General features: G+C 61.7%; 22 protein-coding genes. 15 read left to right on the top strand and 7 right to left on the bottom strand.

Going from position 1 to position 23,754, the window contains the following annotated elements:
• Positions 1–173 precede the first annotated feature (173 nt).
• From BO74_RS01870 to BO74_RS01885, 4 genes are all read left to right on the top strand, one after another.
• Complete coding sequence (locus BO74_RS01870) at positions 174–452, top strand: hypothetical protein (protein ID WP_496439597.1); 279 nt, start codon at positions 174–176, stop codon at positions 450–452.
• 25 nt (positions 453–477) lie between these two features.
• On the top strand, positions 478–2,001 hold the full coding sequence (locus BO74_RS01875) for a CYTH and CHAD domain-containing protein (protein ID WP_496439598.1): 1,524 nt from the start codon (positions 478–480) through the stop codon (positions 1,999–2,001).
• Positions 2,002–2,103: 102 nt separating this feature from the next.
• The gene (locus BO74_RS01880; protein WP_496439600.1) at positions 2,104–2,772 is read left to right on the top strand and encodes a BON domain-containing protein; all 669 of its coding nucleotides are present in this window, start codon (positions 2,104–2,106) and stop codon (positions 2,770–2,772) included.
• Positions 2,773–2,826: 54 nt separating this feature from the next.
• Positions 2,827–3,387 carry a glycosyltransferase family protein gene (locus BO74_RS01885; protein WP_496439602.1) on the top strand — a complete coding sequence of 187 codons (561 nt, stop codon included), beginning with the start codon at positions 2,827–2,829 and terminating at the stop codon, positions 3,385–3,387.
• A gap of 156 nt (positions 3,388–3,543) precedes the next feature.
• On the opposite strand, the gene BO74_RS01890 is transcribed toward BO74_RS01885, so the two are convergent.
• From BO74_RS01890 to BO74_RS01900, 3 genes are read right to left on the bottom strand one after another with little or no spacing between them, the layout of a single operon-like run.
• Complete coding sequence (locus tag BO74_RS01890; RefSeq protein WP_496439603.1) at positions 3,544–5,370, bottom strand: TRAP transporter large permease; 1,827 nt, start codon at positions 5,368–5,370, stop codon at positions 3,544–3,546.
• Between the two features lie 3 nt (positions 5,371–5,373).
• Positions 5,374–6,384: a TRAP transporter substrate-binding protein gene (locus BO74_RS01895; protein ID WP_496439605.1), complete on the bottom strand. Its 1,011-nt coding sequence runs from the start codon at positions 6,382–6,384 to the stop codon at positions 5,374–5,376.
• A 24-nt stretch (positions 6,385–6,408) separates the two neighbouring features.
• Positions 6,409–7,299 (bottom strand): TRAP transporter TatT component family protein, encoded by an 891-nt coding sequence (locus tag BO74_RS01900; protein ID WP_496439606.1) that lies wholly within the window; start codon positions 7,297–7,299, stop codon positions 6,409–6,411.
• A gap of 174 nt (positions 7,300–7,473) precedes the next feature.
• Between BO74_RS01900 and BO74_RS01905 the strand changes: the two genes are divergently transcribed.
• Both BO74_RS01905 and BO74_RS01910 read left to right on the top strand, forming a co-directional pair.
• A complete protein-coding gene (locus BO74_RS01905; RefSeq protein WP_496439608.1) occupies positions 7,474–7,647 on the top strand; it encodes a hypothetical protein in 174 nt (57 codons plus the stop codon).
• 210 nt (positions 7,648–7,857) lie between these two features.
• Complete coding sequence (locus BO74_RS01910; protein ID WP_496439610.1) at positions 7,858–8,379, top strand: hypothetical protein; 522 nt, start codon at positions 7,858–7,860, stop codon at positions 8,377–8,379.
• A 125-nt stretch (positions 8,380–8,504) separates the two neighbouring features.
• Here the strand turns inward: BO74_RS01910 and BO74_RS01915 are convergent, their stop codons facing one another.
• Entirely contained in the window at positions 8,505–10,121 is a 1,617-nt protein-coding gene (locus tag BO74_RS01915; protein ID WP_496439611.1) for a methyl-accepting chemotaxis protein, read from the bottom strand.
• A gap of 128 nt (positions 10,122–10,249) precedes the next feature.
• Positions 10,250–11,197: a polyphosphate kinase 2 gene (ppk2, locus tag BO74_RS01920; RefSeq protein ID WP_496439612.1), complete on the bottom strand. Its 948-nt coding sequence runs from the start codon at positions 11,195–11,197 to the stop codon at positions 10,250–10,252.
• Positions 11,198–11,467: 270 nt separating this feature from the next.
• Here ppk2 and ppx point away from each other — a divergent pair, with 270 nt between their 5' ends.
• From ppx to BO74_RS01960, 8 genes are all read left to right on the top strand, one after another.
• Positions 11,468–13,057, top strand: coding sequence for an exopolyphosphatase (gene ppx / locus BO74_RS01925; RefSeq protein WP_496439614.1), 1,590 nt, complete (start codon positions 11,468–11,470; stop codon positions 13,055–13,057).
• 149 nt (positions 13,058–13,206) lie between these two features.
• Complete coding sequence (locus BO74_RS01930; RefSeq protein ID WP_496439615.1) at positions 13,207–14,133, top strand: mitochondrial fission ELM1 family protein; 927 nt, start codon at positions 13,207–13,209, stop codon at positions 14,131–14,133.
• Positions 14,100–15,269 carry a glycosyltransferase gene (locus BO74_RS01935; protein ID WP_496439617.1) on the top strand — a complete coding sequence of 390 codons (1,170 nt, stop codon included), beginning with the start codon at positions 14,100–14,102 and terminating at the stop codon, positions 15,267–15,269. Before BO74_RS01930 ends, BO74_RS01935 begins: the two co-directional genes overlap by 34 nt.
• Positions 15,253–16,002, top strand: a complete 750-nt coding sequence (locus tag BO74_RS01940) for a hypothetical protein (protein ID WP_496439618.1) — start codon at positions 15,253–15,255, stop codon at positions 16,000–16,002. Before BO74_RS01935 ends, BO74_RS01940 begins: the two co-directional genes overlap by 17 nt.
• Positions 16,003–16,046: 44 nt before the next feature.
• On the top strand, positions 16,047–16,817 hold the full coding sequence (locus BO74_RS01945) for a hypothetical protein (protein WP_496439619.1): 771 nt from the start codon (positions 16,047–16,049) through the stop codon (positions 16,815–16,817).
• Complete coding sequence (locus tag BO74_RS01950) at positions 16,814–18,682, top strand: ELM1/GtrOC1 family putative glycosyltransferase (RefSeq protein ID WP_496439620.1); 1,869 nt, start codon at positions 16,814–16,816, stop codon at positions 18,680–18,682. Before BO74_RS01945 ends, BO74_RS01950 begins: the two co-directional genes overlap by 4 nt.
• Before the next feature lie 185 nt (positions 18,683–18,867).
• On the top strand, positions 18,868–19,677 hold the full coding sequence (locus BO74_RS01955) for a hypothetical protein (protein WP_496439622.1): 810 nt from the start codon (positions 18,868–18,870) through the stop codon (positions 19,675–19,677).
• A 2-nt stretch (positions 19,678–19,679) separates the two neighbouring features.
• Positions 19,680–20,849 (top strand): O-antigen ligase family protein, encoded by a 1,170-nt coding sequence (locus BO74_RS01960; RefSeq protein ID WP_496439623.1) that lies wholly within the window; start codon positions 19,680–19,682, stop codon positions 20,847–20,849.
• Between the two features lie 27 nt (positions 20,850–20,876).
• Here the strand turns inward: BO74_RS01960 and BO74_RS01965 are convergent, their stop codons facing one another.
• Positions 20,877–21,092, bottom strand: a complete 216-nt coding sequence (locus BO74_RS01965; protein ID WP_496439624.1) for a DUF3079 domain-containing protein — start codon at positions 21,090–21,092, stop codon at positions 20,877–20,879.
• 409 nt (positions 21,093–21,501) lie between these two features.
• On the opposite strand from BO74_RS01965, the gene BO74_RS01970 reads away from it, so the two are divergent.
• Positions 21,502–22,092 (top strand): S1 family peptidase, encoded by a 591-nt coding sequence (locus BO74_RS01970; protein ID WP_496439626.1) that lies wholly within the window; start codon positions 21,502–21,504, stop codon positions 22,090–22,092.
• Between the two features lie 391 nt (positions 22,093–22,483).
• Here the strand turns inward: BO74_RS01970 and BO74_RS01975 are convergent, their stop codons facing one another.
• Positions 22,484–23,746, bottom strand: a complete 1,263-nt coding sequence (locus BO74_RS01975; protein ID WP_496439627.1) for a GNAT family N-acetyltransferase — start codon at positions 23,744–23,746, stop codon at positions 22,484–22,486.
• Positions 23,747–23,754 lie beyond the last annotated feature (8 nt).

Consider the following 23,754-nt stretch of genomic DNA (forward strand, 5'->3'; position numbering starts at 1 on the left):
ATTACGCAGCGATTACGTAACGTCGGCCTGGCGTTGCGGCATCAGGTGTTGAGTTGATTCTTCGGCTCCGACAACTAGAATGTGGTGGGGAAAACATGGCGCGTTCGACCAACAAAAAGCCCGTGCAAACGGATCGCCTCGCGTCAACGCCCTCAGTTTACGGAGGTGCTTTCATGCTTGATTACACTGAAGTTGCACAAGAAGCGGCCGGTTGGGCGCGTGACACGACCCTTTCCGGCGGGCAGCGCCGGGTTGCAGGGCAACTCGCCGATCTGGCGGAGATCCTCACGATCGAGGGCTACGGTTGCCCGAGCGAGCATGCGGCGGCAGAGTTCATGTATCGCTACCTGCGCAGCGCCTCCGAATCGGAGCAGGCCACGTCGCTTCCATTGTTTCAGGTCGTCCGGGAGCGTCGCATCACGCCGCGCTACATGGTCATAACCAACAGGTAACCCGCTCTCAGCGAGGAGTACAGCAGTGGCCGTCGAAGTCGAACTCAAGTTACGTGTAGCGCCGGCACTGGCCCGTCGCCTGTCGGGTCATCCGGCACTGGCAGCTATCGAACCGCAGAAATACCGACTCCTCAATACCTACTACGACACTCCGGACTTCGCCCTGCGCAAGCGGCGCATCGCCCTGCGGATCCGGCGCAAGGGGAGGGCGATCTGGCTGATGACGGTGAAGGTCGACGATGCCGGGGCCGGCGGTCTCGCTCGGCGCCTGGAATGGGAAGTGCCGACGCAGCCGGGCGTGTTCGATTTCAGCGTCGTGACGGATGAGGCGCTGCGTGATTTCCTGAATGCCAAGCTTCCTTTCCTGCGCCCGGCGTTTTCGACCGAATTCACGCGCACCGCGTGGACACTGCGCCGCGGTGACGCGCTCATCGAGCTGGCGCTCGACCGCGGCAAGATCATCGCGCCCGGTGCGGACGAGACCATCCCGGCCGCGAGTGAGCCGATCTGCGAAGTCGAGCTCGAACTGCTGGAAGGCGGATCGTCCGATGCGCTGTTCGATCTGGCGATCGAACTGGCGTGTGATCTGCACCTGCATCCACTGGTCATCAGCAAGGCCGAGCGCGGGTACAACCTGTCCGACACATCTCTTGTACGGCCGGTGAAGGGATTTTCTTCGCCCGTCACCGGAAAAATGTCACCCGTCGACGCGTTCCGAGCGATTGCGCTGTGCTGCCTCGGGCAACTGCAGCGCAACGAAGCGGGCGCCGTGCATGGAAGCGATCCGGAGTATGTTCACCAGGCCCGCGTGGCGATCCGCCGTCTGCGTTCCGCCTTCCGTCTCTTTGCCCCGGTACTCGGCGCGGATTTCATCGCCGTCTATTCGCCGCGCTGGCGGGAAGTGGCGACGGCGCTGGGAGGCGCCCGAGACTGGGACGTCTTCCTGAGCGAGACGATGCCGCCGCTGGAAGAAGTTTTCGACGGGCACGCCGGGCTGGCGCAGCTGCGTTGTTACGGCGAGGCCGCCCGGGACCGGGCGCAGTCCGCGGCCCGCGCGGCGTTGACCCGGGAAGAGTACAGCCGGCTGTTGCTGGCGTTCGGCGCGGCGCTGTTCCGGGTCGAACCACCGACCATCGAGGGCGAGGCATCGCAGCGTAAGCTGCGCAAGTTCGTGCAAACGAGCCTGCAAAAACGTGCGGCAACGATAGAAAAATTGATGAACGTCGACGTAAAGATGGATGCCGAACATCGCCACCTGCTGCGCATCGCGTTCAAGAAACTGCGTTATGCCATCGAGTTCTTCGCGCCGCTCCTGCCGAAGAAATCCCTTGCCGCCTATCAGGGCTCGCTCACGACGATCCAGGATCTGCTCGGCGTGCTCAACGATCAGGCGACAGCACTGCGCCTGATGCGGCAGACGTACAAGGACAGCACGCCGGATCCGCTCATCTACGGCTGGATTGCCGGCCGCAGCCAATTGTTGATTACCGAACTCGACGCTGAACTCGGCCGCGTGACCGCACAGAAAAAGCCCTGGCGCAAGAAGTAGGTCCGGAAAAAGCCTCGGGCAGTACTCGAGGTAATCGCCACGTAATCGGCGTGTCACAACAATGCCCGATGCTGCTTGCGTGTCAATTTTTGGATACGGATCATGCGCTTCGATCAACATCGCCGAGCACTGCTGCTCGCCGTCAGTCTCGCGCCGATGCTCTCCGCCTGCGTGCCGGCCATCGTTGCGAGCGGCGCAGCCGCGACCCTGATCAGCGCCCACGATCGCCGTTCGACGGGTATCCAGGCTGACGACGAGATATCGGAATGGAAGGGCGGCAACCGCTTGCCGGCGAAGCACCGCGAGACGTCGCACGTCAATTTCACCGCGTTCAACCGCCGCCTGCTGATTACTGGCGAGGTTCCCGACGAGGCTGCGCGTCAGGCGATCGGTGCCATGGCGGAGAAGATCGAGGGAATCCGCCGGGTGCATAACGAACTGCTGATTGCGCCGCCGACGTCATTCAGTTCTCGCGCCAACGACGCGCTCATTTCGTCGAAATTCAAGGCCCGCGTACTCGACTCGAACCAGCTGTCGGCCAACCACGTCAAGCCGCTGACTGAAAACGGCACGCTGTTCCTGATGGGGCTGGTCAGCGAAGGTGAAGCCCGGGTCGCTGTCGACATCGCACGGACCACGGTAGGAGTGCGTAAAGTGGTGAATCTTTTCGAGGTTCTGCCGGACGAGGAAGTCCGCAGGATCGACGAGGGAGTACAGGGAGAACGCCGCCCGGCGCCGGCTGACAACAGCACAAATTTAACATCGCAGTAACATTGGCCTCATAGACTTGGCCATTTGGCTTCGAAGATAAGCATCAAAAATGCGATGAATCCCGAACCGCGGCTCACCGCCGAGCACAAGACTCTGCCGAGGTTGATGCAACTGATGTTGTCCAGCCAGAACGGTGGTGCCGAAACCTTCTTCGAAAAGCTCACACTGGCCCTGGCCGATGCGGGCGTCCCCCAGTGCGTGGTGATCGAGCCGGACCCACGACGTGAGGCGCTGTTCGCCGGACACCCCGATATCGAAGTGAAGTTGTTGCGTTTCCGCGGCCTGCGCGAGCCTCTGGGAAGGCTACGGCTGCATCTGCTGATGCGCCGCTGGCGGCCGGATGCCATGCTGACCTGGATGAGCCGCGCGATCAAGCGCGCTCCCGCCGGATACTGCCCGCTGATCGCTCGCCTTGGTGGCTACTGCCGTGTGGATCGCTACCGCAAGAGCGACCTGCTGATCGGCAACACCCCGGATATCGTGCACTACCTGGACGGCCCTGGCTGGCTGATCGATCACGAACGCAACGGACTCCTGGTACCGCTCGACGACAGCGCCGCGTTGGCCAAAGCAATCAATCTTTGGCACAAGACTCTGCGCTGGGAGAACGCCTGATCGCAGAGGGTTACGGTACCTACCAGGAAAAATTCTCACGTGAAGCGATCACCCAAGCCTGCATTGCCATGCTCAGAGACGTGATCTCTCAATACACGTACCGGCAAGGCAGAAACGCCATCATTGATCCGCCGGGATGACGACTTCAGCCGCTTGCTAAGCGCCGACCGAATGGCCGAAGAGCCGCGGCAGGCCGTTGGCCAGCAACGGAAAAGCCGAGATGGTCAGGGCGCCGAGCAGCATTGCCAGCACCGCTGGCAGGACTGAAACCGCAACCTCGCGAATCGACTTGCCGAACATTGCCGCCGCGAAATAGATGTTCAAGCCTGCCGGCGGGCAGAGAAAGCCCATTTCGATGTTGGCCAGGAAGATGATGCCGAAATGCACCGGGTCGATGCCGTAGCTGATGGCCACCGGCAGCAGCAGGGGCACCAGCACGATGATCGCCGCGTAGATTTCCATCAAGGCCCCGGCGAGAAGCAGGAACAGGTTGAGCGCGATCAGGAAGGACAGCTTGTTCGGCAGCACCGATTGCACTCCGTCGATGGCCGCATCCGGAATGCCGGCATCGACCAGGTAGTTGGTCAATCCAAGTGCCATGCCGAGAATCACTATGATGCCGCCGATGACCACGGCGCATTCGACCAGCGCGCGGCGAAACCCCGGCCAGTCGAGTTCGCGGTGCGCCAGCGCCTGGGTGAGGAGCGCGTAGGCGGCGGTCAAGGCCGCGCTCTCGGTCGGCGTGGCGATGCCGCTCACCAGAGAACCGATGGCGACGACCGGTGCCAGCAGTTCCCACTTCGCCGCCCACAGGGTCGGGCCGATGGATGCGACGGCGGGTGTTTGCGATTCATCAACCGCTGTGATTCCGGAACGCTTCAGATAGCCGCCGACCAGCAGCAGAAAAACCACCATCACCACGGCGGGCAGAATGCCAGCCAGGAACATGGTATTGATCGGCACCCGGGCGATGATGGCGTACATGATCAGCGGCACCGAGGGCGCCAGCAGAACGCCCAGCGCGCTGGCGCTGGTGACCAGGCTGATGCCACGCGATTCGGGAAAGCCGGCGCGTTTGAGCAGGGGCAGCAGCAGGCCACCGAGCGCGAGAATGGTCACGCCGCTGCCGCCGGTGAAGGCCGTAAAGCAGGAGCACAGGATCGCCGCAGCAATCACCGTGCCATTCACCCCGTTGCCGAACAGCGCGGAAAACAGGGCGCCGAGCCGGGCGGCGGCGCCGGTGCGGGCGAACAGCAGGCCGGCCAGTGTAAACAGCGGCAAGGCGGGCAGCGAGGGGTTGACCGTAATCTGGTAATGGCTGAGCGGCACCGAGGCCAGCGGCTGGCCCTCGCTCCAGAACAGCGCCAGCGCCAGTCCGCCGAGCACGGCAAAGATCGGGGCGCCGCAAAGCAGTACGAGCAGCAGCCAGATGGCGAAGGGCCAGAACGGCAAGGTGCTGCCGTCGAAATGGCCGGCGAAGGCATATCCGGCCAGGGGCAGGGCGGCCGCCAGGAGCAGGCGCAAGGCCATCGGTCCGCCGAAGCGCCAGCCCAGCTTGACGCCCAGCAAGGCAAAACCGGCCGGCATCGCCAGTTCGACCATCCAGCCGGAAATGCCGTAGGCGATCGCCCGGGGCGCATCCATTTCGCTGGTGACGAACGTCCAGCTGGCTTGCGTCAGCATGCCGCAGAGGATTGCCGCACTGGCCCGCGCCAGAATTATGGCGGTCGCTCGCAGCAGCGCATTGTGGGCCGCGGCAAAGCCGGCGCCGAGCGAACTCAAATGCTGGCCGCGCTCGGCGACCAGCGCGCCGAACATGGCCAGCACCAGGCCGAGGTGCTGGACGAGCACCGGCGCATTGTGGATACCCTGCCCGAACAAGGGCCGCAAGGCCATTTCGAGCAGCGGCAGCAACAGCATCAAGGCCAGCGCGGTGCCGGCCAGCAGTTCATCGAACGCGACCAGCCGCCGCCACGCGCTCATCGCTCAGTTCGCCTTGCTGGCGCGGAAGGTCTTCAGATGCCCGACCACTTCGTCGAAGGTCTCGGTCGGCACCAGCTTGCCGCGAATGCGCGGATACAGACCATCAGCCAACGCGTTCCATTCCTTCATCTGTTCGGGAGTAGGGCGGTTGACGGTGAGACCGCGCTTTTTCATCGCCTCGACCGCCTCGTCGACTTCCTGCCGGGCCTTGGTGCGCATCTGCTGGCCCGCCTTTTGGCCAGAGTCGCGCAGGGCCGCCTGCGCCTCCGGCGACATGTCGTCCCACGCCTTTTTACTGATCACCAGCGCGCCGACGATGGGTGCCCAGTTGAGTTCGAGCATGTTGCCGGCAGTGGTGTAGATCTGCGTCGCCAGAGCGAAATAGGGGGTCGATGGCACAGCATCGATCATGCCGGTCTGGATCGACGGCAGGATGTCGGCCGTTTCCAGCGGCACCGGAGTGTAGCCGAGGCTCTTCATGATTTCCTGCTGCTCGACCTCGCTGCCCCAGGCGAAGAACTTCATTTTCTTGTAGTCATTCGGCGCAACGGCCGGCTCCTTCGAGAAGAAGCGTACCCAGCCGGCGTCGCCCCAGGCGAGGACGACGAAGCCCTTTTCGAGGAACTTCTTCTCCATCGCCGGGCGAATCTTCTCGCGAACGTAGTCAACTTCTTCCCAGCTGCGGAACATCAGCGGCATGTTCTGCAGGGCGGCGATGCTCGGCTCGATTTCGCGCAGGCCGGCCACCGACAGCAAACCCCCTTGCAACTGGCCGATGCGCATCCGGCGCACCATGTCGGCTTCGCCGCCCTGGCTGCCGTCGGGATAGACGAGATACTTCGCCCCGGCCCCCTGGGCCTTGCGCCAGGCCTCGCCGACCTCCATTAACTGGCGGTGATACAGCGAATTCTTGGTCGCCAGCGTGCCAATCCTCAGCTGCTTGTCGGCCGCCAGTGCATTGATCGCCAGCAGGCTGCCGAGCAGCACCGCGGCCAGTTTGCCGAGTTTGATCATGGTCTCCTCACTCTATTTGATTGTTCAGAACAGGTCGGCGGCGCGTTCCAGCAGCCAGCGCGCCCGTCGGCGCATGACCTTGTTTTGCGTCAGCAGCGGACTGTCGGCGGCGTCATGAATCGCCAGCGCTTGCTGCAACAGACTCTCGAACTGCGCGCGATCGCCCGCGGGCAGGGTGACCCCTTCGGCCTTGGCGAGATAGGTGCCGGCGCTGCGTCCGGCCGATTGTTCGATGGCCAGATCGAACCAGGCGAGCGCCTGTTGCTGGCTGCCGCCCGGCCGAGCCGCCTCGAAGGTAGCCAACAGGCTGGTCAGCGAGCCCTGGCCCCAGGTGGGATCGGTCTGCCAGGCGAGTTGCGCCAGACGTACCGCCAGCGGCAGATCGGCGACCACGTCGGGATCATCCTTGCTCAGCGAAATCCATCCGCCCCAAGCCGCCGCGCACCAGTAGGCCAGGCCGAGATGGTCGGCAGCCAGGTGCGGACCGTCCGCGCCCGGCTCGGCCAGTTGTTTCTTGAACCCGGGTTGGTCCGCCTCCAGCGCGCTCAGTGCATGGTGCTGGGCGCGCTGGTACAGGCGCGCCGCGCGCCGCCGCAGCCGTTCCGCTGCCTTGGCATCCTGTGCCTCGACCTGATCCGCCTCGAAGGCGACGAAGGCATAGGCATACTGGGCAAAGCCCGCGGCGACAGCCGCGGCCAGCCTGGTGTGGCCTGGGTCCTCGGCCAGCACCGATTCCGAGAGTTTCAAATGAAACGGCGCCGCGTCGCGCAACAGTTCGAGATCGTCCTCATTGCCGCCGCCCTGAGCCGCCAGGGTATCGGCAAGGCCACCGACGATCATCTGGCGTGGCGTGCACGCACCGAGCAGCAAGGCAAGAACAACAGTCGCCAGCACCAGTCCCGTTTTGTTCCGCATCGGTCGCAGTAGTCACCCGGAAAGAATCAAGGCTGGGACTGTAGTCAGGCCATGTTACAGAAACATGTCTGCCGTCTCGAACGAATTGCGTCGACACCGCATTTGGCGCGATGCCTCGCGTGTAGAATCCCGTCCCGAATCGAGCAGCGAGAGAGTCGGAAAGTGTATCGGGTAGTGACAGACATCAAGGATCATCAAGGGGGCCGAGTCCTTGAAAAGGGCCCCTGGCTGCGCTCACTTGAAGAAGCGGAGCAGTGGGCGGGGATCCTCTTTTCTCTTGGCTACAAAGCCTTTGTCGAGACCATGGGCAAGGGCGTCCTGACGGAAAGCAACGGTATTCGCGGTTAGCGATTCGCGACTCCTCCCGGCACGGCATCTGGCACGCGGTGCCTCGCGCAGAGTTGATCGCCAACTCAACAGGCACCGAGGGGCAGCCCGCATCACGGGGCGGCTCCTCATGGATCTCGCCAACTTCATTTCCGCTTCATCCAACTGAAGTATTCGGATGGTTTACTTGCCGGATCAAACGGTCGGATTGATTTGCAAGGAGGGTTCGAGATGAGTGCGTTGCCTGTCGAAAATTTCCCCGTAGCTCTCAGCGAACTGGTGGGCGAGAGTGGGGTACGGTTGGGCTCCGGCGGAGTACACGGGCGAGTGTCCGAGATGTCCTGGGAGTTGTGCTTTGCCTATGCGGCGGCTTTCCTGGGGGTCGTGGTGCCGAACGGGGCGAGGTCGGTCGCCCTGGGGATGGATCTGCGCCCGAGCAGTCCGGCGATCGCGTCGGCCTGTGCAGCGGCGATCCGCCATGCCGGGATGGCGGTGGATTTCTGCGGGCCGCTGCCGATGCCGGCACTGGCCTGTTACGCCCGCAGCAAGGGCGTCGCCTGCATCATGATAACCGGGAGCAGTGCCCCATCCGACTGCAATGGCCTCAAGTTCTACGGCCCGCAGGGCGAGATCACCCTCGCTGATGAGCAGGCCATCGACAACGCGGAAGTTTATTTGCCGGCGAAGTACCCGTTCGCGCCGCTACCGGCAGTGAATCCGGGCGCGGCAGAGCTCTACTCGAAATCGGTTTAAGGAAACGCTGAAATAGCTGTCACCGCAGCAAAGTCCGGGGACCAGTTCGTTGAAGTTTCTGGATTCCGGAATTCGGCGGAATGACGAATCTGCAATCAATCAGTTCCATGATTCGTTTCGACCGATCAGGTCTGAAAGCGTGCGAACGAGCCATCCAGTTGCGACGCCATGCCATCGATCGATTTGATCGCGGCAAAGATCTGCTGCACGGCATCCCGGGTATTGTCGACCATGCGTGCGATGTCATCGACGTTGCGCGCGACGCTCTGGCTCGAGCCCAGTTGTTCATTGACGTAATCGACGATTCGGTCGACGCCGCTGCCGGACCGTTCGGTCGACTGCTTCGCCTCTTCCAGCGCCTTTCGTGCTTCTGCCAGACGGGCGGCACTGCTGGTGATCGCCTGGTTTCCATTCTGGATGGCCACGGTAACATTGCCGGAGTGTTCTTCCAGCACTCTGGTTATCGACTTGATGCTGTTTGCGGACTCGCCCGATTTCTCTGCCAGTTTGCGAACTTCATCGGCAACGACCGCGAAGCCACGCCCCTGATCCCCGGCTCGAGCCGCTTCGATGGCGGCATTCAGCGCCAGCAGGTTGGTCTGTTCGGCGATTTCCCGCACCTGGCCGGTCATGCTGGTAATTTCTGCCGTGTGCTTGAGGAAGGTGCCGATCGTTGCCTCGATGTGATTGATGGCCAGTTGGACCTGCTCGATCTGGCCGGTCAACTCGACCATCTGCTGGTCGCTGAACTGCGTCCGCACCACGCTTTCCTTTGCCAGATTGCGGACATCCGCCGCTGTTTCCGCCACCGAGGCGATATGCACATTCAGTTGCTGCATCGATGACGACGCCTGGCCCGCCGAACTGCTCTGCGTGTTGGATGCCTGCGTTACCTCGTGGATATGGGCGCTGACAAGATTGATTTCCGACGCTACCTTGCCCACGCCGCTTTGAGCCTCGCCAACCAGACCATGAAGTTTTTCCAGGAAGCGGTTGAATGCGCGCGAGGTCTGGCCGATCTCGTCTTCGCTGCCAACCTCGATGCGCGCCGTCAGATCGGCGTGCCCCTCTGAAATGGAGTGCATTGAATCACGCAGGGTGACCAGCGACTGGCGAATCCGGCTGAGGATGGAGAGCGTCAGTATTCCTCCGAGCACGCACGCGATAACAGCCAGGCCGATGCTGATGCGCAAGGCCGTGTTGGCGCGCGCGACCATTTCATTCTTTATGTCGGAGAAGCGCTGATACTCCGCTTCGTGCAACTTTCCCAGGTCGCTTTTTACGTCGCGCCACAACGGGGCTTCCTCGCGAACGAAACGCTCCCCCGTATCCGCCAGCGTTCCCGCGATCTCCACGTACATCTCGCGCAAGTCCTGCAGCATTTCCCGCCGCCCTTCGATCTTGCCAAGAACATCGGCATCTGCCGAGTCCTTCTCGGCCATGGCGGCCACCCGATCGAGGGCCCCTTTGAATGCCGTATTGGCCTGCGCGAGGTTGTCTTTCGCCGCGCCGTCTTTCGGATCGAGGATCAAATTGCGGATGGCCAGGCCGCCGTTGATCGCGCCCTCGTACATGTTGCCGTACTCATACAGCTTCGTGACATCCTGATCGATGAATCGGATGAAGCCGTTGGAGACCGAATAAAGCTGGAAAAGCGCGAAGGCCATGGCCACCAGGGTGACGAGTGTTGCAGGAACAATGGCTGCGAGAATTTTTAACCGGACGCTCTCTCGAATGTTCATGTTTGAGGCATGCTGAAAGTTATGAAACGTTCAGTCTAAAACCGGCAAGTTGCAGATTTGTTATTGCTTCCGCCCCAGGCTGCCAGAGCGGATAAAGCCGAGGAGGGCGGTAGATAACGGGCCCCGGCTCAGTAGACTGCCGGCACGTACATCTCCGGCGGCACGGGGTGGCGAAGGTAGTCGGGGTTATGCACCCGCTCCGGCAGCGTGACCGGCTCGCGCTCGTATTCGTCATAAGGCACCTGGCTGAGCAGGTGAGAGATGCAGTTCAGGCGAGCACGCTTCTTGTCGTCGGCTTCGACGATCCACCACGGCGCTTCGGGGATGTGCGTGCGCTCCAGCATTGTTTCCTTGACCTTGGTGTACTGCTCCCAGCGCCGGCGTGACTCCATGTCCATCGGGCTGAGTTTCCACTGCTTGAGCGGGTCGTGGATGCGCATGGTGAAGCGGAAGTGCTGCTCGTTGTCGGAAATCGAGAACCAGTACTTGATGAGGATGATTCCGGAGCGGATCAGCATCTTCTCGAATTCCGGCACCGAGCGGAAAAACTCCTCGTATTCGTTCTCGGTACAGAAGCCCATGACCTTTTCGACGCCAGCGCGGTTGTACCAGCTGCGATCGAACAGGACCATTTCGCCGGCGGCCGGCAGGTGAGCGACGTAGCGCTGGAAATACCATTGCGTCCTTTCCCGCTCGCTCGGCGCGGTCAGCGCGGCGACGCTGCATACCCGCGGGTTGAGGCGCTGGGTGATGCGCTTGATGACGCCCCCCTTGCCGGCGGCGTCACGCCCCTCGAAAAGGACGACGACCTTCAGCTTCTTGTGCACGACCCAGTCCTGCAGCTTCACCAGTTCGCCCTGGAGACGAAACAATTCCTTGAAGTAAACACCGCGCTTGAGCTCGCTGCGTTCGTCCAGTGGTGAATCGGACGCTTCGCCGATTTCGGAGATGAGCGTGCTCAGACGCTCATCGTCGAATTCCATCTCCAGTTCTTCATCGAATGAATCGAGAAGTTCCTTGTATATCCGTTCGCGGTGCTTCGCGTCGGAGATTTTCTGGTTTTCTTTGTCGCTCATGACTGAACCCGGATTTTGAGTAAGCAGAAAGGCTGAATGGCAGGCGCCCGACGGCTCGTCGGGACACAAGAATCAAAACCATGCTACGCCCGGATTGTTAAAGTTTGGTTACAGTCCGATGACAACAGGCTTCGAAAAGGTCACAGAACCCGTGCCGGCAAGCGGGCTGTCATCTCTCTGTAACATGTCGGATCGATAATGGCGACCGATGAGCAAGCCGGATAAATATGTCGTCCGCGTAATCTGGAAAAAATAACGAAGGGAGCAGCGATGTTACGTGTGGTCGACAACTCCACCGAGGCAGCAGCTTCCCGGGAGTACGAGTATTTCGCCGCCGTCGATCTCGGCTCGAACAGTTTCCGGCTGCAGATCGGTCGCGTCATCGATGACCAGATCTATCCGATGGACTCGATCAAGGAGTCGGTACGGCTTGCCTCCGGAATAACCCCGGACAAGCAGCTCGACGAGCCTGCGCAGCAGCGCGCATTGATCGCCTTGGGCCGCTTCGGCGAGCGTCTGCGCGGGTTCGATATCAGCGCGGTACGCGTGGTGGGTACCAATGCGCTGCGCGTTGCGCGGAACGCGCATGACTTTCTGCCACGGGCCGAGGAGGCCTTGGGCTTCCCGATCGAGATCATCGCCGGGCGCGAAGAGGCGCGGCTGATCTACATCGGCGTGGCGCACGCGCTGCCGCCTTCCGAGGGACAGCGCCTCGTCGTTGACATCGGCGGCGGGTCGACGGAATTCATCATCGGCCGGCAAGTGAAACCACTGCTGATGGAGTCGCTGTACATGGGCTGCGTCAGTTATTCGATGCGCTTCTTCCCCGGCGGCAAGATGGACAAGAAGCGCTTCCGCGAGGCGGAGACGGCGGCCGGGCAGGAGATCGAGCGTCTCGCCGCTGCGTATGCTCAGGTCGGCTGGAACGAAGCCGTCGGCTCGTCCGGTTCGGCGCGGGCCATCGCCGAGTTGCTCGAAGCGAACGGATTCAATCCCGGCGGTATCGGCGGCATTACCCGGCGCGGTCTCGAGGCTCTGCGCAGCGCGATGATCCAGGCCGGCTCGGTCGATCGTCTGGCGCTCCGCAACCTGCCGCTGGAGCGGTTGCCGGTCCTGCCGGGCGGCGTCGCCATCATGTGCGCGATCTTCGCCGAACTGGGCATCGAACACATGCAATATGCCGGTGGTGCCCTGCGTCTGGGCGTGCTTTACGACCTTCTCGGGCGCTTCCATCAGCGCGACATGCGCGATACGACGGTGCGCCATTTCAAGCGCCGCTACCACGTCGATCCGCGTCAGGCGGTGCGGGTCGAACAGACGGCGATGGCGTTCTTCGAGCAGTTGCACGGCGGGTCCGACCGGTTCGCTGCAAAGGAAAAACAGGAGCACGAAAACGCGCGCCGTTTCCTGCAATGGTCGGCGGCGTTGCATGAGATCGGCCTGTCGGTTGCCCACGGCGGCTATCACAAGCATGGCGCCTACATTCTCGAGTCGGCCGACATGCCCGGCTTTTCGCACAAGGACCAGGCGCAACTTGCCCGGATCGTGCTCGGACAACGCGGCAAGCTGGAAAAACTCGACACGCTGCCGAAAGGTGATGCGCTGTGGGACCTGGTGTTCTGTCTGCGGCTCGCCGTCCTGCTGCGCCGCTCTCGCGATGACCGACCGCTCCCGGACATTCGTGTCAGAGCGAGCGGAACGAAGTCCGCCACAGGCTACGAGATCGAGTTGCCCGATACCTGGCTGGATACCAACCCGCTCAGCACTGCCGCGTTCTCCGATGAGTCCGATGCCTGGCAGCGCATCAGCGCGAACTTCCGCATCAAGTATCGACCGGCGCGGATTTTCGCAACGGCCTGAAGCCCGTTCCAGGCGTCGAACGGGGGCATCGCCATTCCCTGTCGAAGTAACCGGACCTTCACTTCGCCGTAACCATTCCGTCACCAAAACTTCGCACAATCCAGATGCACAAGTGTGCAATTGCATCGACGCATTCTGGAGTAATCGGCATGAGCGGAAATTCTCGCCCCTACGTAATCTGGAGCATCACCGACGGCAAGCCCGGCCATCGCCAGCAGATCAGAGGCCTGATCCAGGCGCTGCGTGAGGAGTTGCCGATCGAGGAAGTCGAATTCAAGGCGGTACCCACGGCTCAGGCGCTGGCGCATCTGGTCAGCGGCAGCTATCCGCCGGGCGACAATTGCCCTGCGCCTGACCTGATCATCGGTGCCGGCCACGCGACACACCTCAACATCCTGGCCGCTCGCCGCGCGCGTGGCGGGAAAACGGTGGTGCTGATGAAGCCGACCCTGCCGCGCTGGCTATTCGACTTGTGTCTGATCCCGTTGCACGACGGTGTGGCTCCGTCGAAACGGGTGGTGCTGACACAAGGTGCCCTGAACACCATGCAGCGCTCGGCCGACGCCGATCCGAACGTCGGCCTGATCCTGCTCGGCGGCATCTCGCGCCACTACGAGTGGCACGACGGGGAGATTCTGGCGGGGGTGGCGAAACTGGTCGAGGGCACGCCGCAGGTGCGCTGGACACTGACGACCTCGCCGCGCACGCCGGCATCGCTGCTCGACGAATTGCTGGCACTGGCGTATCCCAATCTCGAGGTCATTCCTTTCCAGCAGACGGCGCAGGGATGGCTGCATACGGTCATGGCCCGGGCCGGGCAGGTGTGGGTGACGCCGGACAGCGTCTCGATGGTTTATGAAGCGCTGACCTCCGGCTCGGGCGTTGGCGTCTTCGATCTGCCGCAGCGACAGTCCAGTCGCGTTGCCCGCGGTCTGGAGCGCCTGGTTCAGTCCGGCTGGGTGACCCGTTTCCGCCACTGGCAACCGGGGCAGACGCTGCCACGCCTCTCTGCACAAATCAACGAAGCCGCGCGCTGCGCGAAATGGATCAAGCAATTTTGGTATCCCAACGTCTGACCGTATTGCAGGTTCTCCCGGCGCTCGAGGGCGGCGGCGTCGAGCGCGGCACGCTGGAGGTAGCAGCGCATCTGTCACGCCATGGGCACCGCTCACTGGTCATGTCGGCGGGCGGCCGCATGGCCGCGCAGCTCGAGCGTGAAGGCTCCGAACATTTCCCCTGGCCGATCGGCAAGAAGTCGCTGCGCACGCTGCGTCTGATCGGCCCGTTGCGGCAATTTCTCGAAGAACAGCAGGTGGACGTGCTGCATGTGCGTTCCCGTCTGCCTGCCTGGATCTGCTATCTCGCCTGGCGGGGAATGGCGCCCGGGCGGCGGCCGCGGCTGGTGACCACCGTCCACGGCTATTACTCGGTCGGTTTCTACAGCGCGGTTATGACCCGGGGCGAGAAGGTGATCGCCGTTTCGGCGTCGATCGCCGACTATCTGCGCGAGAACTACCCCTCGTGGGACCGCTCGACCTTGCGCGTGATCCCGCGCGGCATCGATCCGGCGCTCTATCGTCCGGATTTCCGCCCGTCGCCCGAGTGGCTGCGCGACTGGCAAGCCGCCTGGCCGCAATTTTCCGGCAAGCGGTTGATCGTTTTACCAGGCCGGATCACGCGGCTGAAAGGGCATCACGACTTCATCGCGCTGCTGGCTGAACTGAAGGAGCGCGTGCTGGATATCCACGGTGTCGTGGTTGGCGAAGCGGAGGCCCGCCATCGTCCCTATCTGGCGGAACTGGAAGCCGCGGCGAAGGAAAAAGGGCTGGAGAATGATCTCACCTTCACCGGCCATCGCGGCGATCTGCGGGAAATTTTCAGCGTCAGCACACTGGCGCTGTCGCTATCGACGCAGCCGGAGGCCTTCGGCCGCACCGTGCTCGAAGCACTGGCGCTCGGTGTGCCGGTGGCCGGCTACGCGCAGGGCGGCGTCGGCGAACTGCTCTCGACGATGTTCCCGACTGGGAAGGTCGCCGCGGGCGATCGCCGTGGGCTGGTGAACACCTGCCTGCGCATCCTTGACACGCACTCCCGGCCGGCGGCGCTGCCGGAACAACTGGAGTTGAAACACATGCTGGACGACACCCTGGACACCTACCAGTCGCTGGTGGCGTCTCCCGAGAAAGGCGGCGCGCTTGCCTTCAGTCGCTGAATCGCCGGACGTGCTCAACGTCGTCTGCCTGAAATGGGGGACGAAGTACGGTCCCGAGTACGTTAACCGGCTCTACCGCATGGTCGCCCGGCATCTGCAGCGGCCGTTCCGCTTTCATTGCCTGACCGAAGACCCGAGCGGATTGGACGCCGGCATCGTGCCGCTGCCGCTGGCCTGCACACCGGGGCTGTCCGGCTGGTGGTACAAGCTTTCGTTGTTCACGCCGGACTTTTTCGGGTTGCAGGGTGAGCTTCTCTACCTCGATCTGGATCTGGTCATCGTCGGCAACATCGATTTCCTGTACGACGCGCCGGGTGATTTCCTGATTCTGTGCAACTGGTCGCGCAACCCGATGTGGAACAGTTCGGTGATGCGTTTCCGGATCGGAGCCTACGCCCGTGTCTGGGAGAGCTTCCAGGCCGATGCGGAAGGCGTCATGGCGCGGTGCAACGGCGATCAGGAGTGGATCTTCCATTGCGTTCCCGAGGCGGCCACCTGGCCCGCCGAAAAGATCGTTTCGTACAAGAAAAGCCTCGACTCGCGGGCTTATCCGCTGCTTGCAAAACTGGGTGGGGAGCGGCTCGGCCTGCGGGCGCCGGCGTGCCTGGATACGCCGCTGCCGGCTTCGGCGGCGATCGTCGTCTTCCACGGCAAACCCGATCCCGAGGACGTCGCGCAGCGGCCGTACGGCCTATGGAAATTCGCGTCCTTCGTCGCCCGCAACTGGAACTGAACAACCCGGCAACCAAAAAAATACATCATGGAGCCTCGAAAAAGGTGAAACAGGTCATCTGCATGAAGTGGGGGCAGCTCTACGGCCCCGAATACGTCAATCGCCTTTACGCGATGGCGCGCGCCCACACGACCGGCCCGCTGCGCTTCGTCTGCCTGACCGACGACCGCACCGGCATCCGCCCCGAGGTCGAATGCCACGACTGCCCGGAGATCGCCATTCCGGCTCCGTTCAACCGGCGCGGCTGGCGCAAGCTGACTACCTACGGGACGAGCGAGCAGTTGTTCGGGCTGTCCGGGCAATGGTTGTTCCTCGATCTCGACGTGGTCGTTCTGGGATCGCTGGATGACTTCTTCAGCTACCAGCCCGAGAAGAGCTTCATCGTCATGCGCAACTGGACACAGCCGGGCCGAAATATCGGCAATACCTCGGTCTACCGCTTCACCGTCGGCGCCGACGAGTACCTGCTGAGCCGCCTGATCGCCGAGCAGGACGCAATCCTGGCGACCTATCGCAATTCCCAGACCTACGTTTCGCGCACTGTGCGCGAACTGGTGTTCTGGCCCGATGCCTGGTGCGTGCTGTTCAAGACGCACTGCGTTCCGCCCTGGCCGCAACGTTTCTGGAAAACGCCGTCGCATCCCGCCGAAGCACGCGTCGTCGCCTTCCCGGGCGTGCCCAACCCGCACGAGGCGGTCGAAGGGCGCTGGCCGGCCAAGGTCTGGAAGAAGACCTACAAGTTCATCCGCCCGACGCCGTGGATCCGCGAGGCCTGGGAGCGTTCCGAAGCGCTGGCTGCGGAGCAGGGCGCTTGAGCGGCACCGTGCGCCGCATTCTCGTCATCGACGAGGGCAGCCCCGGTCATCTCGTGCAGTCGCGCGGGTTGGCGCGTGCCCTCTCGGCGGAGTGTGGTGCGGAATGGACGGTCTATGCAGTGCGCCTGAGTCTGCGCGGGATCTTCCGGCCCGTGCTGCGGGCCGCCTGCGCACTGGCCCGGCGCGGTCTGCCGGATCGCATGCTGCGGCTGGCTTTCCGGCTACCCGACACACCTCCGCCCACGGCGGAGGTGATCGTCACCAGCGGCGGTCGCGGTTTTTTCTACGCCGTCAGCCTGGCCCGCCGGACGGGGGCGAAACTGGTCTTCTGCGGCGACCCGGCACCGCTGCCGGCGGCGTGGTGCGATGTCGTGCTGAGTCCGCAACCGATCGCCGGCCATCCCGGCTCAATCGGCACGGGCATGCTGCTGACGGAAATCGGCCCGCAGGAAATCGACGGCAAGGGCGCCGCATTGCGCGAGGCCTTCGATAAAAGCGGCGGCACGCGCCTGGCGACACTGCTGATCGGCGGCGACTCGCGCAGCCACCGCTATACCGAGGAGGACTGGACGGATCTCGCTGCCGCGGTCAATCGTCTCGGCGAGCAGGGCTGGCGCTGGCTGCTGTCGACCTCGCGGCGAACCCCGCCGGACGTCGAGGCCCGCCTGCGCCGGGACATTCGCAGCGAGTACCTGATCCACGCAGTCTGGTGGCACGCCGCGCCGGAGCGGGTGATGGCCGCCTTCCTCGACGCGGCGGACGTGGTGATGGTCACGCGTGACAGCCTGAGCATGCTCAGCGAGGCGGTCGCCGCCGGCAAGCCGACCGTGGCGCTGGCGCCGCGCCGGGTGTTGCCATCGCACCTGATCGACACGATTCTGGAAGGCGCGCAGGCCGAGCGCCGCCTGCGCCGGGTCGGCATGGCCGCGCTGGCGAAGATGCACTTTGACTCGGGCGATTTTTCACTGCTGACGGCCGATCGCCGCCCGGAGCTGGCACGGACGGCCGCCGCGCGGCTCGGCGTCGGTCCTGCGCAGCCACCCATTTTCGGGATCATCGTGCCGACCTACAACCGGCCGGCCTACCTGATCGAGGCGATCGACTCGCTCCAGGCGCAAACGTACCCGCACTGGAAGATGCTGATCTGCGATGACGCGTCCACTGCCGACTACGCGCCGGTCACGCCCTTCCTGGCCGACCCGCGCGTCGTCGTGACCCGGGCGGCGGAAAACGGCGGGCCCAACCGGGCGCGCAACATCGCCATCGACCGGGCAGAGCAGGAAGGCTGCGATTACATCGTGTTCATGGACGACGAGGACCGGCTGGAGCCGCAGGCGCTGGAAGTGGCGGCCGCGAAGCTCGCCGAGCATCCTGAGGCCGGCTGGCTGATCTCCAACACCTGCGGCGACCGCAAGGCACGGCAGCGCGACATCGAGCGGGAAGGGCGCGTCGACTGGTTCGCCGACTACGTCTATGGGCGAACGCTGCGCGGCGACAAGACGCACGTGATTTCCCTGAAGAAACTCGGAGACATCCGCTTCGACGGCACGCTGCGCGTCGAAACCTGGCACTTCTTCCAGCCACTGGCGGCGCGCACGTTGCCTTGGGCCTATCCGTTCCCGAGTCGCCGGATCCGCTACCTGGACGACGGCATCACTCGCACCAACTCACGGCATCCGCGCACCTGGCGCGAGGTCCGCTCCCGCTATGCACGTCACCTGCAAGCCGTGCTCCTGCGGCCGGAACTGGCTGCCGCCTATCGTTATCTCGGGCTCGAGCTGCTCAAGACGCCCGGACGGGTGCTGCGCTTGCTGGCGTCAAAGCGTACGCGGTCCGGAGCGGCAGCAACGAGGAGATGCGTATGAACAATCACTCCCACCCCTTGAAGAGCAACCGTATGCACACTAGATGTTTGTCATCCCGGCGAAGGCCGGGATGACGGAGCATTTGCGATTTGTGCATACGGTATGCCCTTGGAGGGGGATGCCCTTGAAGTTCAAGCGATTTTCTGGCTCCGCCAACAAGCCGTCCTACTGAAGTGTCCTCAACTGTGAACACCAAACAAGTCCTGTGCATCAAGTGGGGTACGCGCTACGGCCCCGAATACGTCAACCGCATCTACGGCATGGTTGCGCGCAATCTCACCCCGCCGTTCCAGGTGATCTGCTTCACCGACGACCGGCGCGGTATCCGGCCGGAAGTCGCCTGTTTCGACCTGCCCGACCTCGGCTGCCCGGTGCCGACCAATGCGCCGGGAAAGTTCCGAAAGCTTGCGCTTTGGAGTGCCGATCTTTTCGGACTGCGCGGAACCGCGTTGTTCCTCGATCTCGATGTTGTCGTCACCGGCTCGCTGGATGAACTTTTCACCTGCGGCGATCCGAACGACGTGTTTCTTGCCCGCAACTGGATCAAGCCGCTGGAACGGCTGGGGCAGACCTCGGTGTTCCGTTTTCCGATCGGCGGACACGCCTATTTGCTCGAAGATTTTCGGGCGAATCCTGAAGGCCTGGCCGGGCGCTATCAGTTCGAGCAGCGTTACGTGACGAACTGCGTGCGCGGCGGCGTGAAGTTCTTTCCCTCTGCCTGGGTGCGACATTTCCGTCTCGATTGTCTCGGGCCATGGCCGTTGCGCTATCTGCGCCCGGCGAAGCTGCCGCGCGATGCGCGCATCATCATGTTTCCCGGCAAGCCGGATCCGGCGGATGCCATCGCCGGTCGCTGGTCGGACATCGTCGTACACGAACCACCGCTGACCCATCTCCGGCGTCTTTTCGACGGCAGCCGCACCGTGCCTTTCGATCGCTACCTGAAGCGCTACCTGCTTCCGGTGCCTTGGGTCGCCGAGCATTGGCGGGAGTAATCGTGCCAACTCTCTCCAGACAAACCGCAACGATTGCGCTCGCCACCTGGTTTCTCGTCACGCTCCTGCTCGACCGCTTCAGCGGCTGGCACGTCAGTTCGGCGTACCCGCTGATCGCCGGCAGCGCTCTCGCTTTTCTCACCTGGCGCGACCATCCGCGCGAAGCAGGGCGCTTCTTTCTGCTGCTTATTATCCTGATCGTCTGGATGCTGTACCGTGATGTCAGCACTGGCGGTGACTGGCGGGCCGGCGAGCGCACGCTAAAGGCCAGCCTGCTGGTCCTCGGCCTGATCGCCTGCAGCCAACTGGATTTTCAGATTTGGTGCAAAAGCCTCCGCTGTGCGACGGCCATCGGCATCGCCTGCGTCATTGCCTACCTCGGCCTGGAACAAATCAAGACCGGCTTGAGCTCGCCACTGACAATGGCTGTCAACGGATTTGTCAGCGAAATGAATCGCAACGCGCTGGCCGTTCCTCTCGGGCTCCTCGCCTGCTGGATCCTGCTGGCGGTCAGACCGGTCTGGCCGATGTGGGTGTGGGGCCCGCTCACCATCTTTTTGGTTATTCTGATGATCGCCAATGGCAGCAGGAACGCGATGTTGTCCATGGTCGTCGCGACACTGCTAGGGCTGTTTCTGCTGTCGCCACGCAAGGTGGCCGTCTTCGGCGGCGCGGTTGCTGCCGGAGCACTGTTGCTGTTCTGGATGAAACCGTCGTTCTGGCTCCACGGCGACAGTGTGCTCAATACGCGGGATATTGTGTGGGAGGCGGTACTGCGCCATTTCGGCGCACATGCATGGACCGGGACGGGTAGTGCCTATTTTCTGCGGGTGATTGCCCCAGAACTGCCCGAGAAGTTCGCTTTTGCGCACAACGTGTATCTCGATTTTCTGCTCGCCTACGGCATCATCGGCGTTCTGCTTCTGGTCGCTGCCGGGCTCGCGCTGCGGTCCCTGTTAGCAGGCAAGCAGAATGATGCGCGCCGCGTCTTGCTCTACGCCAGTGGCTGCTACCTGATGCTGTTCGGCGTCTTCGACCGCGAGCATCTGGATCCCTTGATGCTGGTGGGCATGCTGATGATACCGGGCATTGCCATCGCCGCAGTGGCAGCAGTCAGGAGGAATCAGGCAACAATCTCCATTCCGAGCCCGAACGGGAGGGCAATCTCGTAGTGCTTATGATTTTTGCGGATGCAAGCGCTATTCATCCGCGTGCGAAGACACCTTCCCAGTAGTGTCTTCGGTGTCGATTCCCCAGTCGCCATACGCCAGCCAATCCTCTCCGAGCAACTCAGCGGGGTGCTGCGTACGGTCGGAACCATTGCCGCAACCCATCGCATCTGCAGAGCAGTACTTGTCACATCCCCAGCAGATCCGCTCGGGGTATTTTGGATGCAAGGGAAATTTCTTGGTCATTCTGGGCAACATCTCGTTTTCGTTGAATCAGGATCGACTCCGATGAGTCAGGCGTTATCTTAAATCGCAGCAGGTGGACAAAAAAGGTACGTGAAGATTTGGAATGGGGCACCTCAATTACTATGTTGTTACCTATCTCCTAACAGTTTCATGTCCCTTTCCAGTGACAGGATTTTCATAGCAGAATGAGTTGGACACGAAAGCTTTCATCCGACAAGCGGAGCGCGTCAGGCGAAAGGGGGCGGAAAGGCGGCGAAGCCGGTCCGAAGGACAGGAGCGAAGCGGATCTTTGGCAGCACCCGGCCCGAAGGGTTCGCGCAAAGAAGCTTAAAGAAGGAAAAAATTCCTCATTTCCTCCAGGTGGCTGCGGATATGATTAAGACAACAACATCAAAAACCAGTCAAAAACATGAAATACCTTGTGGCAATTGCTCTTTGGGCGATCAGTGCAACGACTGTAACGGCTAATCCTTATCTGGTTGAATCCGCTATCTATCGGGTCGAAGTTCATTATCGAGATCGCAACAAACTCAGTTTTGGAACCGGCGTTCTTCTCGCGCCTGACAAGATATTGACTAATTGCCACGTTGTGAAAGAGCCGGATGGCTGGCCGCAAGTAGTGCACCGGGAAACTGGGCAAAAATTCAGGGGTTCCAAGTATTACAGTTTGGGCGATTACGATGCATGCGTTCTCGTTGGTGGCTTTATTGGAAAACCTGTCCGGCTAGCTGAAGAAATCGAAGAAGGGGAAAACGTTTGGATATTTGGTTTTCCCAAAGGGCTTGCGGTAGTGGGTCAAGGTGCTGTCGATAGATATATCGACACCAACAAGGGCCGATCAATTCTCCTATCGGCTTTCTGTGATAAAGGATCGTCCGGTGGTCCGGTTGTCAACGCAAAAGGGCAGCTTATTGGTCTGAATTGGGGCGTGATCCGTTATCAAAACAGATGCCTTTCGATCCCGGTGGATTCCTTGAGGCCGTTTTTGGCGGGTTCATAGCCTCTCGCTGTTGCGGAATAACAACACGCGTATCTATGCCGTCATGGTCAAGCACGCTCCGAAATCTATACTGGTTCCTGCGATACAAACGCCGATTCGATCAAGCCGGAAGGCGTCGCTATTATCGACTGATCGAAAGAGAAAAACGCCGACTTGTTGAGGAAGTCGGCGTCGATCCGGAGGAGGTTAGATTGCTTTGTCGCTATCTGGCTAACCTGAAAAACAGCAACGCGGAACAAAGGTGGCGATCGTACGCTGCGCAATTGCGGCTAGAGTTCTGATGAGTGCCTTAACTTTACATAATACAAATTATGCGTGTTTTAGATATATGAACGGTGTCCGTTTTGTCAATTTGCATCGAAATCGCTTTCGCGCCGGCTTGCTCCCCGGATCAATGCAGAAACCGCGTCGGTGTATCCAAGTCCATGTACGTCTTGCTGTGATACAGCGCCGATACGAATTTTCGCCACAAAAGATCGGGTTCGCCGAGACTGAATCCGTAGAACGCCTTGTCGCCTTCGCTGTGGCCTCGAAGTGCAAGAGCGCGGATGTGCGAGACATCGCTGCGCCCCAGTTGCACGACAGTGTCGAACCAGATGTTCAACGGCAGCGATTCCCGGACCCGTGCCTGGAAGCCGTAACGGGAAACTTCGATGACCTCGATCGGAACTTCGTGGTCACCTTCCTCGCCAGAAACAACGAGCTTGGCCGGGCATCTTACCGAGAAGCGCTCATGCTTGCGAACAGGGATTCCCTCTGACGTCGAAGGCAAATCCGGGAGGACGGCGCGATAGTCAGGCAAGTCGTAAATCGTATGCAAAAGCACCTTCTTGCGGTCGCTCAGTGTTCTGAAGGTGTTGGTTCGAACGTTGAAGAAGTAATCGATAAGGTCTGGAGTCAGTACCGGATCATTCGTGGTGAAGAAGCGTCGATTGGGAAATTCGATGTTCGGAAGCTTGATCTTGGTGAAATACGCGTAAAGATTTCGCCTTGCCGGCTTCGATTCATAATGTTTCCGGAATATCTCGGGGGCTTCGCGAAGGTCGAGAGTAGCTCCGACGGCGGGAGCACCATTCACGAAGTCGTAATTTTCGACGACGTTCGCAGAGAGACGCTGGAAGAACAACAACGATTCGTACATCTCGATGTGGCTGGGGTTGACCGCGATGACCAGATGCCGGGTATCGAAAAAAGTGGTGCAGTATTCATACATGAACTTCATCAAGGGAAACAGGATGCTCCCGCCCGTTTTCCTGAAATCGCGGTGCACTGCCAACGCCGAGACTTCCGCCACCAGCCCTTCCTTCTCACGGACGCCGGTCAGGTCGAAAATCTTCTGCAGCGGTACGCCGAGCGCGCTTTCGCGAATCAGGGAGATCGTCCCGACGACCTGACCGTCATACTTGGCGCAGAGCGTCGTTGTTGTTGGAAGCGCGTGGTAGATGGTTACGCGCATCCCGGACGGGTCCGGCTTCATGAAGCCGCTTTCGACATAGGCATCGTGCAGGAGTGTGAAGCACTCCTCCAACTCGTCACGCGTCTCGGCAATCTTCAGAACAAGGCGCCGGCTGGGGTTCGGATTGCAGTCGGCAAAGGAACGAAAGACCTTGAAGCGCTGTTGCCGGGGGAGCCAGGAAATGGTCTTCCTGGCCATTCGATGCA

Source organism: Propionivibrio pelophilus DSM 12018, assembly GCF_059569095.1.